We start from the raw sequence: 11,216 nt of genomic DNA on the forward strand, positions 1-11,216 counted from the left end.
AGGACACTCGCTTCCGCTCGTGTCTAGATATCCAAATTCCTCACACTCTTAGCATGGGTCTGAATGAATTTTTTGCGAGGCAATACATCCGAGCCCATCAAAGTTTCAAAAACCTTATTGGCACGTTCGGCATCCTCTACATTCACTCTCAACATGATCCGAGTCTCCGGATTCATAGTGGTCTCCCACAATTGTTCCGGATTCATTTCTCCCAAACCTTTATAACGTTGAATATTGATCTTCATCTCTTTATCAAACGTCTTAATAATCTCTTCTTTTTGCTCCTCGTGATACGCATATTCCATCTTCTTGCCTTGAGACAACTTAAACAAAGGCGGTTGCGCGATATAAATATGCCCATGCTCGATCAACGGATAAAAATAACGATAAAATAAAGTTAAAAGAAGCGTTCGGATATGAGCTCCGTCCACGTCCGCATCGGTCATGATCACAATTTTATGATAACGCAATTTGGTGAGATCAAAAAACTCACCAATCCCCACTCCAATCGCGATGATCAAAGATTTAATTTCATTATTTCCCAAAATACGATCCATGCGGGAATGTTCCACGTTTAAAATTTTTCCACGAAGGGGAAGAATGGCTTGTATTTCACGATTTCGACCCTGCTTGGCCGAACCGCCGGCCGAATCTCCCTCAACGATGTAAAGCTCGGACTCCTCGGGCTCTCGAGAAGAACAATCCGCCAATTTCCCGGGCAAAGTCATGCCCTCCAGCGCCCCCTTGCGAATCACGGTGTCGCGCGCCGCACGAGCGGCCAAACGAGCGCGAGCCGCCAACGAACATTTGGCAAAAATTTCCTTAGCTCCGGTCGGATTTTCCTCTAAATATTCCTGTAAAAAGTCTCCAAACACGCTCTCCACTGCGGTACGAATCTCGGGATTCCCGAGTTTACTCTTGGTTTGCCCTTCAAATTGAGGATCCGGCAATTTTACGGAAATCACGACGGTCAACCCTTCCCACACATCTTCGGATAAAAGATTGAGATCTTTCTCTTTTAAAAATGCATTGTTGCGAGCGTATTGATTGATCACGCGGGTCAAAGCAGATTTGAATCCGGTGAGATGCATTCCGCCTTCCGGCGTATGGATGGTATTGGCAAATGTAAAAATATGTTCCTGAAATCCTTGGGTGTATTGCATGGCAACCTCAATGCTGCCTTCATTCGGGCTTTTTTCAACATAAATCACTTCCCCAATCGTTTCCTTCCCTTTATTCAAATGGCGAACATAAGACTTAATCCCTCCTTCAAAATGGAAACGATAACGATTGAGCTCTTCTCCGCGTTCATCGATTAAGGAAATCGTCACTCCTTTGGTGAGGTAAGCTTGTTGGCGCAATCGATTCAAGATCGTTTGAAAATTGTATTCCGTCGTGGTTTCAAAAACCGCGGGATCGGCCCAAAATGTAATCTTAGTTCCGTTATGAGTGGACGTCCCCGTCACTTTCACGTCCGCCTTGGCCACCCCATGGTCGTAACTCTGATAATACGTTTTATTATCGCGATAAACCTCGGCATCCAATCGGACCGAAAGGGCATTCACAACCGAGACTCCGACTCCATGAAGACCTCCTGAAACTTTATATCCGCCACCCCCAAATTTTCCTCCGGCGTGAAGCACGGTGAGAACGGTTTCGAGCGCGGATTTGCCGGTCTTAGAATGTTTATCCACCGGGATCCCACGACCATCATCATAAACACTAATAGAATTGTCCTTATGAATGGTCACAATAATATTTTTACAATAACCGGCCATCGCCTCATCAATCGCATTATCGACCACTTCCCAAACCAAATGATGGAGCCCGGTCACATCCGTAGATCCAATGTACATTCCCGGACGACGACGAACGGCTTCCAATCCTTCCAAAACCTGAATTTGATCAGCGGAATAAGAAGAAGTAGTCGCGGTAGAAGAAGAAGTTGAAGGAGAAGAATTCATAAAAAAAGTTCAATAAAAAAGTCCTGAAATTGCCGGGGGCAACTTTAGCACAAACAAAGATTGCGACGCAATCTTTCTCGCATTCCACATTTTCCATTCCCCAATTTAAAATTTTTTAATTCCCTGCATACGCTTCCTCTACCGCATTTTTTAACTCGTCAATCGACGAAACCAAAACCTCAAAAGTTTCGCCATTCACTTCTCCGGTCACACCAGAAATAGAATTGTCATCCCCATCATATGAAAACGTAACCAAAACCGTTTCATTCTTTGCACTCATCGGCACCGTAACCTTAAATTGATTTTCATCCAAATTCACAATCGTGATTGAAGCTTCGGCAAAATCCATACCGGTTTGCGTTTCAAGGCTGCTTCGCACCAATCGCACCGCCAATTCCTCCACCGGAGAAAGAGAAATATCCATAACCCCCGTGGGCTCTGTCGCGAAATCGTCCCCAACCTCTTCCCCCGTCTCCCCCATGGTTGAAATCGCATTCACCACAAGATCCAATTTAAGCCCGGTTGAGAACGTTTCTCCTTGTACACTCAAATCGTAAACAATATCCGTTTCTCGATCATAATTCCCCTCAAAATCAATTTCTCCCACTTTCCCTCCTTCAATCTTAAACAATCGATAATCCGTGTCTCCCATCGGCATCAACGCCGTATACTTCACCCCAGCCTGATTGAATCGTTTTTGAGCCGCAGTCAACGCCTCATCCAGAGTCATGGCCGGTGCTTCATTGGACGTACTTGCATCCGCCAATCCCTGGATATAACTCGCGAGAGCATCCATATCCGTTTCTTTTTGAAGATAAGCCGCAAATTTTTCTTCCAACGTGCCCTCTCCCAACTTGTAATCCGGCGAATCCAAAAATCGAAACATAGCATCCATTTCAATCAATTTTTCCGAAAAATACTGATTCACCGCCGCAATCTGCGTAATCCCGTTCAATAAAGTTTGAGCATCTTCCAATAACAAATCCGCGAGCGCAACCCCGGTATCCACCCCGATCGTGCCGGCATCAATGTAAGAAACCAATTTGGAAAGCATTCGAATCTTATCTTGAACAAACGCCTGTCGTTCCTCATTTAAATCGTATTCCTCGGCCGTGAGCGTCAAAATTCGATCTTCCAACTCACTCAAAACCGTATACAAATCCGCATCATAAAACGTGGGCTCGCGAACCAATAAATTTTGTAAAACTTGCCGCTCTTCGGTCAAAAACTGAACCTGATCTCGCAAATCCGTTCCCGCGCTTTCCATCAAACTTTTCCACTCGGTGTTGTACGCGTACAACGCTTCTTTGGCATTCCTCAAATCCCCGTCATCCAAAAGATCGTACACTTCATTCAACCGATCTCTTAAAAAATGCAACGAAAAATCCAATTTTTGCGAAACATCGGTGATCACCCCCAACTGCAACTCACGAAACAATTCTTTCACCGGATAAAAATCACTTCCAAAATTAACAGTATGGAACACTTGATCCAATATATAAAACTCGGAAAATTGAGTCACATCCATTGAAAACCCCTGGAATCGTTGAAGTCGTTCCACCGCACCCACCGGATCCCCGGCCAAAATCAAATACAGCGATTGATACAGCACCTCCAGTTTTTCACGATCTTGGACTTCTTTTAAATGAGTTTTATCCAACGTAAACGCATCGCGAATCTTGAGGTACGCGTCATGCCATCGATACCCAAACGTATCCGGACTGGCTCCGGCCTCGCCTTCCCGTCGTAAAAAAGATACAAAATTCGTGTACGCCTTGGCCAAACGATCGCGATCCGCGACAAGCTGAAGGGTCCACTCGTCTTCAAAATCGGTTTCCGCCACATAAATAAAAGGAAATTCCTTGGTGAGTTTGGTGTAGCGAAGTTGAGCCAATACCGGCTGAATCCCGGATTCGCTAATGGAAACTTGATGCAACTCGGTGAGAAGATAATCGTTCAAAACCGCAGGAGCGATGGCTCCGGTGAAATCCTCAGGCGCGTCTTCCAAAAAGGAAACGCGTGTCTCATGATAAGCGGACAAAATAAACGCCTCCCCTTCTGCGTAACGAATGTAGGTTGACGCTTCTTCCGGCTCAATGCGAAGACGATCGGTTTCAATCGCAAGATTTGAAGTTCCTTGAAGAGTGGAAATCCAAACCGAACCCGTCTTCAAACGAAAAAGAAACTCCATGGGATAAACCGACGTATCCACGGATTCAACAATCACTTCCGTATTGGGAAAAAATCGAATCAAATCCGTAGAACGAAAATAAATCACAAATTCACTCTGATCTCCGGTCCGAAACATCATGCCTGAGGACAAAATAGTAGGATCCTCAAACGGCAGCCAAGCCGATGAATCGATGACCTGATCCGTAATCAAATCCACCGCAGGAACAACCATTTCCACCGTGCCTTCCGGCACATAAGAAACAAGCGAAACATCCTCTTCATATGAGGTTGGAGAACTCCCTTCCCACACCCCGGAAAATACAAACGCCGCCCCTGCGAGCACCACCAAAAAAATCACCAGCGGAAGCCTCAATTTGAACGAAAACAATGACGATGTGGGCGCAGGATTGTCCAAGGGAGGGGAAATAAGGTTATTTCTATTCATATATTATACAGGTTTTAAGGTTAAAAGGAAAGAGAAAGGGAAAGCAACTGGAATTCGCTTAGAGGCAACTCGCGGAACTCTCATGGGCTTGGTGCGGCGCTATAATTTTTCTTAGCGCCGCCCATGAGAGCGAGCGCGTAGACATTTTCTGATCGCTGGAATCAAAAAAATGTCGGTGCCGAAAAGCGGATTCCGGCTACGAATCTTGATTTAAAATGACAAACTCAGTAAGCAGTTACAAAAGAAAAACGAATTGTCACTCGACATTCGTTATTATTTTTCTATTGTTTTCGCTTTCTCTTGCGCTACAATGGCCACGCTTCAAAAAATGGCTTAAGGACCCCACTTTTAAGCCTTTCTCATTCTTTAATCCTAACCCAATGGATTTCTTTTCTCGTCTCATGCGACGTGGCGCGCCTTTCATTCTCGCCGCTCTTTTAATGACGGTTTTTTTCCAAGTTCCAATCTCTTCCGCAAGCACTCCTTTTAAGGATCTCGGAACCACCTACGCCGACACCATTCAATACCTTCAAGACAAAGGCGTTGTCCAAGGTTATTCCGGCTTTTATTTCTACCCTGAAAGATCCATCACCCGCGCCGAATTCATTAAAATTTTATTAAAAAATTATGGATTCGATCCCGACACCGTCACCCAATATTCCAATCATTACATCGATGTTCCAAAAAGTATGTGGTTTGCCCCTTACATTGAGCGCGCGTTCGAATTGGGTATTTTAGACGATAAACAAGCCATTTACCCCAATGAACCCATCACTCGAGTCGAAGCCGCCAAACACGTTCTCTCCTTACTCGGAATATCTCTTCCCCGATTACTCAACGAAAGCGAATGGACCCTTTCTTATAAGGACGTGAGTTACGACGCTTGGTTTGCACCCATCGTGCTTTACGCCCAAAATTACGGTCTTCTCGGACCTCTTGATCCCGCAAGCACCGACTATTTCTCTCCCGTCCAAAGAATGTCACGCGGAGAAGCCACTCAACTGGTTTACAACACGGACATTTATCTTTACGGAAACCAAATCATGGACAGCACCGTCGAAACCGAAGAAGGCCCGGTTTACACAACCACCTACAGCACGGTCACCAACGGATCCGTCACTTATGACATCCCCAATTTCGACATCTTTTTGGATGTATGGACTCGAATTCACGAAGAATTCTACGGACACGACAACCTCGACGATGAAGCTTTGATGTACCAAGCGCTCGAAGGATTGATGGAAGCACTCGGCGATCCGTACAGTGTTTTCCTGGATCCCCCGGCCAGCACCGAATTGGACAATGTTTTAACCGGAACCCTCTCCGGCATTGGCGCCACACTCTTTGAAACCGACGAAGGCGTCATTATCCAAAATTTCCTCCAGGATGCTCCGGGAGAAGCCGCGGGATTGAAAGTCAATGATATAATCACCGCAGTGGATGGCGTAGACGTCACAGGAATGAACGCTTCGGATTTGGGAGGAATCATCCGAGGAGAATCGGGAACAACCGTCCAAATCACCGTCAAAAGAACGGGAACCACCGCGCCCCTGACTTACACTTATACCGTCACACGAGAAGTCCTCAATTTCAGCTATATTTCAGGAGAAATCATAAAAAACGATATCCTCTATATCGACATCAATCTTTTTGATGACCTGAGTTTCATCGACTTCACGCAAACCGTAACGGATTTAATGGAAGAAGACCCCAATTATACGGGAATGATCGTCGATCTGCGCGACAATGGCGGAGGCTACCTCAACTCCGTGCATTCCGTAATCGGACATTTTATCCCGTATGGACAAGCCGCCTTTTTTGTCCAATACAGCGAAAATGAAAATTCCTTATACCTCTCCACCGGAAACGGTGAATTCGCCAAACTTCCTTTGGTGATTTTGATCAATGAAAACACCGCGTCCGCCGCGGAAATCATGGCCATTGCGCTCAAAGAAAAAGCCGATGCCATCCTGGTTGGAAAAACCACCTATGGAAAAGGCACGGTCCAATCCCTCGTAAACTACGCAGACGGTTCTTCTCTCAAACTCACGATCGCGGAATGGCGCAGTCCGGAATTTCACAGCATCAACGGCATCGGGCTCTCCCCCCATTACGATGTCTCTATCTCGGATGAAAACATTGCCATGGGCGAAGATCCTCAACTCAATAAAGCGATTGAAATAATGAAAAATGAAATTGAAAAAGACCGTGACGCCGAAGAATACACATGGGGTCTGCTCCAAGATTAAAAAAACAAAACCGAATTTTCAATAACTTTCAAAAAGAGCCCCATCCAAAGGGGCTCTTTTTTTGAAATTGCGTTCAAATCCATTCCAGAATAAGCTTCTTCCGACAATTCGCTTCACTCACAAAAAAATGGACCTTCAAACCTCCTTAATCTTAGCCCTCGGCATTGGCATCGGATTTTTCGCACAAACCGTATTTGGTTTTGCCGCGACCTTGATTGCCTTCCCGATTTTAATGATTGTTTTAAGCCTGCAAAAATCCATTGCCTTAACATCAATCTTCCTACTCTTATTCAGCAGTATTTTGGTTTACCAAAACCGAAAACTGATGAACAAAAAAATTGTTCTGGAAATGGGAATTGGAGGCATAATTGGGCTCGTGATCGGCGTCCAAATTCTCAAACTCGGTAATCCTGAAATCCTCAATAAATTACTGGGCGTTTTCATCGTGCTTTATGCCTCTTACTCCTTCATCAAAAAACGCGAAATCAAAATCTTCAACAAATTGGGCTTTTTATTTTCCTTCCTGGGCGGATTCTTTTCCGGTTTATTTTCGTCCGGAGGCCCGCTTTTCATCACCTATATTTATAATAAAATTGAAAAAACGGACGTCGTACGAGCCACGCTCATCGGAATATTGGGCATCATCAATGTATTACGAGTCCCACTCCTTATTCAAAGCGAAATGTTGAACCGTGAAACAATGATTCAAGCCATAGTCCTTCTTCCCGTTTTCCTCATTTCACTCTATCTCGGCAACAAATTTTACAAAAAAATGGACGAAAAAATATTCAAGCAACTGTTCATCGTTCTGTTGTTGATTATGGGAATTTCGCTGATTGTGAAATAAAATTATTTCGCCATCATCACCTCATCCTTATCTCTCTGCTTCAGCAACTGCTCCGGATTGGTGGTCACGATTTTATCTTCACTGTACGACGCGATGATCTGAATGGCCACATGTTGTAAACCGGCGAAAAAGAGACCTTGGCCCACACCACTGTTCAACAACATATAGCGTTCACCTTGCGTCAAATTGAATACCCCGGTCAACACCTCCATGGCCGCCGGCGATTGTTTTAACAAAAGTTGCAATGAAGAATTGCTCACAATCGGCTTCCCGAATGAATTTTTCATAAAATCTTCCACATCCTGTGTGATGGTGGAAACCCCAAGATAATATTTGCGAGCGCGTTTGACGAGCCCAAACAAAAACTTGGCCGAATCCTCATGTTGCATCATGATCCAGGCTTCATCAATAACAAGAATGCGACGTTTCAATTGACTGCGCACACGATTCCACAAATAATTCAAAATAATATACATGGCGATCGGGCGAAGAGAATCTTCCAAATCACGAATCGAAAACACAACCAACTTGCTGTCGAGTTCGACATTGGTGGCTTGATTAAAAATCCCGCCAAACGTTCCGGTGGTGTATTTTTGAATCCGTTGAGCCAGCTCGGTTGCGCCCTCCATCGAGGACAACACGCTATAAAAATCATTCATGGTCGGAGGTTCAAAATGCGCGGGATCCGGCGTGTCCATCGTAATGCCTTTGGTCGCATACGTATCGAGCAACGCTTTATCGATGAGCGCCTCTTCCGAAGCCGTCATTTGGCCGAACATCAATTTCATCAAACCCGTGAGGTCGATGACCGCGGAACGGAGCAAGTCCCCGGGTTTCATTTCATCCTGATCGAGCGGCTTGGGTAAATCAAACGGATTGATACGACGGTCAGAGTTGAGCGATACGCGAAGATACGACCCGCCCACGGTTTGCGAAAGCGCTTCGTATTCATTTTCAGGATCGATCACAATCACATCCGTGCCCATCATCAAACTGCGTAAAATCTCAAGTTTCACGGCATAAGACTTTCCGGCCCCGGATTTGGCAAACACCACGGCATTGGCATTTTCAAGGGAAAATCGATCAAAAATAATCAAACTGTCGTTGTGGCGATTGAGCCCGTACAAAATTCCTTTATTGGAAGTGAGTTCGGATGAAATAAACGGAAAAGTCGAGGAAAGCGGAGACGTGTTCATATTGTGCGCCACTTCCAATTCATCGAGCGCCAAAGGAAGAGAAGAATTGAACGCATGATTCATACGAAGATCCGCGCGACGCGTGAGCACCAATTTTCCTCCGAGCAAACTCTCGATTTGCTTGGTGATACGTTCGAGTTTTTTCTCATCTTCGTGATACACCGTAAAATAAAGTGCAAATTGAAAAAATTTCTCCTGGCCTCGTTGCAAATCGGTACGAAGCTCTTCCGCATCCTCAAGTGCGGTTTCCAAAGCCGGATCACGAACCTGACCTTTATCTCGAGACATGTGAATGCTGGATTGAAATTTCGCCACCTGCGATTTGAGCGTTTTCATGATTTTCTCCGAAGAAATCGGATAAATAAATTGCGCGATGTCCATGGTCACATCAAAGTTGACCACCGGAGAAAGCCAGTTGGTATCAATATAACGAGGGTAAGAAAACACAAAGAAACTCTTGGCAAAAACGCCATCCATCAACACATGATTGAACGCGATTTCCGTGGAAGAAGGAGCAATCAAATCTCGAATCGTGGACATGCCTTGTTGAAAAATCTTTTCCGCTTCAATGACTTTTTTCTTATCTTCAAGGGAAAGTTTGGTAAAATCCGCATGGCCATCCTCGTCTTTGGGAAGGTTCTCAAGAGAAGCGGCGGCATGATTGGAAGCTGCCGAACCCGTGCCGGAGACTCCGGACGTCCCCTCTTTTTGCGCTTTTAAAGACTGACCTTTAACGCGATTCGCCTCAGTTCGGGCTTTCCAATCAGCCTTGAATTTGGCAAAAAATCCTAATTTTACCGGCTTGATTGGCTTGGCCGCAGGGGCCATTGCAACAGCCGTCTCCGTGGCTTGTGGAGCCACAGAAGCGCCATTCGGCACTGCGGTCGATATTGGAGTTTGATTTGTGTTTTGGACGGTTTCAGTCATGGGGTTCCCGGGTTTTAAATCTTATAATTATAGCAAAAAAGCCGAGAGAATTCAATGTGAAACCATTATAAAAAATTCCTAACGATCCCCCTCTTTAGCCTTACTGGCTGTAACAGCATCCAAATAAGCTAAAATCAACGGGGTCAAAAGACTTGCAACAACAATCGTGTTTTTATACAAAAAATCCGGATCAGGGGTTGTTATATAAGTATCAACTCCATCCTGAGACTCTATACGGACAACAAATCTACCCGTTGAAGGATGACGCCCTAAACATTTTGCCGCCTTCATAGCACGTTCCGATTTCGCTTCTAATAGTGTAGAAAGATCCTCAAGATTACAAGGAGCTCTTCCTCCTAAAAAAATTTCCGGTTTACTTTCATTCTTTAAAGTAGAAACAGCTCCAATCCCAACAGAAAGAGTTAAAGCTCTATGATCCTCGCCATCTAAAACAATAGGTCCTTTTTTTTCATTGGTTTTTCCTGAAGGAATAACAAAAGGATCTTTAAGTACCGCGTCCTGAATTCTTATCGCAGCCAAAACCGCCTTTGCTTGATCTGTATTTGGCATAAATATAATCGCCTCATCCCCTCCTGCGGCACAAAGGAGATCTTCCGGACGAATAATCGAACGAATACGTCTAAAAAATTCTCCTATAATATAATCTCCTGCAATTTGCCCATATCGATCATTAGCTTTCTTAAAGGAATCCAAATCCATAAAAAGTTGAGCACACGGAAATTCAACACGTTGAGCAAAACTCAATGCAGTTCTTCGACTCTGATCAAAAGCCTCCCGGGTTAATGCCCCATATTCTCCCCATTTTTCATGATGACTCTTTTCAATAGAAGCTCCCAAAATCCCCGTCATCGCCGCCCGAAACTCTGTGCATGTATCCTCAAAAGCAAGATCCCTCATAGGCCCCTCAGCAAAAACAACCGGCTTAGCCAATCTTGTTACAACTCCATTAAATCGCTCCCTATAACCCGGCAAAAACTGATCTAATGACTCAAGAATATCTAAATGTTCCGATTGAACAACCCTTGAAATCACGGTCGTCAAACGATCCAAACGGATCAATTGTTCTTCCCTTCCAAGAAATTGTAAAGATTCTTGATCTGGATTTTCATATAATAAACAAGAAGACACTTCGGGAAGAAATGAAAGCCTTTCACGAAAAAACTGAATTAAAGATTCAACAAATTTCCCATATCTTTCAGGAGTAGCAAGCGTTTGCCCTTGGAATACAACCGGATGCCTCGCTTTGTCTACAGCTTCCACCCCCACCAACCTCGCGGGCTTCCAAAAAGAAATTGGTTGTAAAGGGAATGTTAATTTTCCAGAAAGAAAAGACATAACACTAAATCATTTAATAACTACAAAACCCCAATCAGAAGAAGAGACGAATTTAATCAT

Annotated in this window: 6 protein-coding genes; 2 read left to right on the forward strand and 4 right to left on the reverse strand. The window is 44.5% G+C overall.

The genetic code is table 25. The features are described 5' to 3' along the window. Positions 1 to 23: 23 nt before the first annotated feature. Both gyrB and WC882_02330 read right to left on the reverse strand, forming a co-directional pair. Positions 24 to 1,964 (reverse strand): DNA topoisomerase (ATP-hydrolyzing) subunit B, encoded by a 1,941-nt coding sequence (gyrB, locus tag WC882_02325; protein MFA5842483.1) that lies wholly within the window; start codon positions 1,962 to 1,964, stop codon positions 24 to 26. Between the two features lie 115 nt (positions 1,965 to 2,079). Next, positions 2,080 to 4,581, reverse strand: a complete 2,502-nt coding sequence (locus WC882_02330) for a DUF5667 domain-containing protein (protein MFA5842484.1) — start codon at positions 4,579 to 4,581, stop codon at positions 2,080 to 2,082. Positions 4,582 to 4,961: 380 nt separating this feature from the next. On the opposite strand from WC882_02330, the gene WC882_02335 reads away from it, so the two are divergent. Together WC882_02335 and WC882_02340 are read left to right on the forward strand one after the other, a co-directional pair. Beyond that, complete coding sequence (locus WC882_02335) at positions 4,962 to 6,830, forward strand: S41 family peptidase (protein ID MFA5842485.1); 1,869 nt, start codon at positions 4,962 to 4,964, stop codon at positions 6,828 to 6,830. A 127-nt stretch (positions 6,831 to 6,957) separates the two neighbouring features. Beyond that, the gene (locus WC882_02340; protein ID MFA5842486.1) at positions 6,958 to 7,677 is read left to right on the forward strand and encodes a sulfite exporter TauE/SafE family protein; all 720 of its coding nucleotides are present in this window, start codon (positions 6,958 to 6,960) and stop codon (positions 7,675 to 7,677) included. A gap of 2 nt (positions 7,678 to 7,679) precedes the next feature. Here WC882_02340 and WC882_02345 read toward each other — a convergent pair whose 3' ends face one another. Together WC882_02345 and WC882_02350 are read right to left on the reverse strand one after the other, a co-directional pair. Continuing rightward, positions 7,680 to 9,800 (reverse strand): DUF87 domain-containing protein, encoded by a 2,121-nt coding sequence (locus tag WC882_02345; GenBank protein ID MFA5842487.1) that lies wholly within the window; start codon positions 9,798 to 9,800, stop codon positions 7,680 to 7,682. Positions 9,801 to 9,878: 78 nt separating this feature from the next. Beyond that, positions 9,879 to 11,216: a GGDEF domain-containing protein gene (locus tag WC882_02350; protein ID MFA5842488.1), complete on the reverse strand. Its 1,338-nt coding sequence runs from the start codon at positions 11,214 to 11,216 to the stop codon at positions 9,879 to 9,881.

Source organism: Candidatus Gracilibacteria bacterium, assembly GCA_041658685.1.
Taxonomy (GTDB): Bacteria; Patescibacteriota; Gracilibacteria; order UBA1369; family UBA12473; genus JBAZZS01.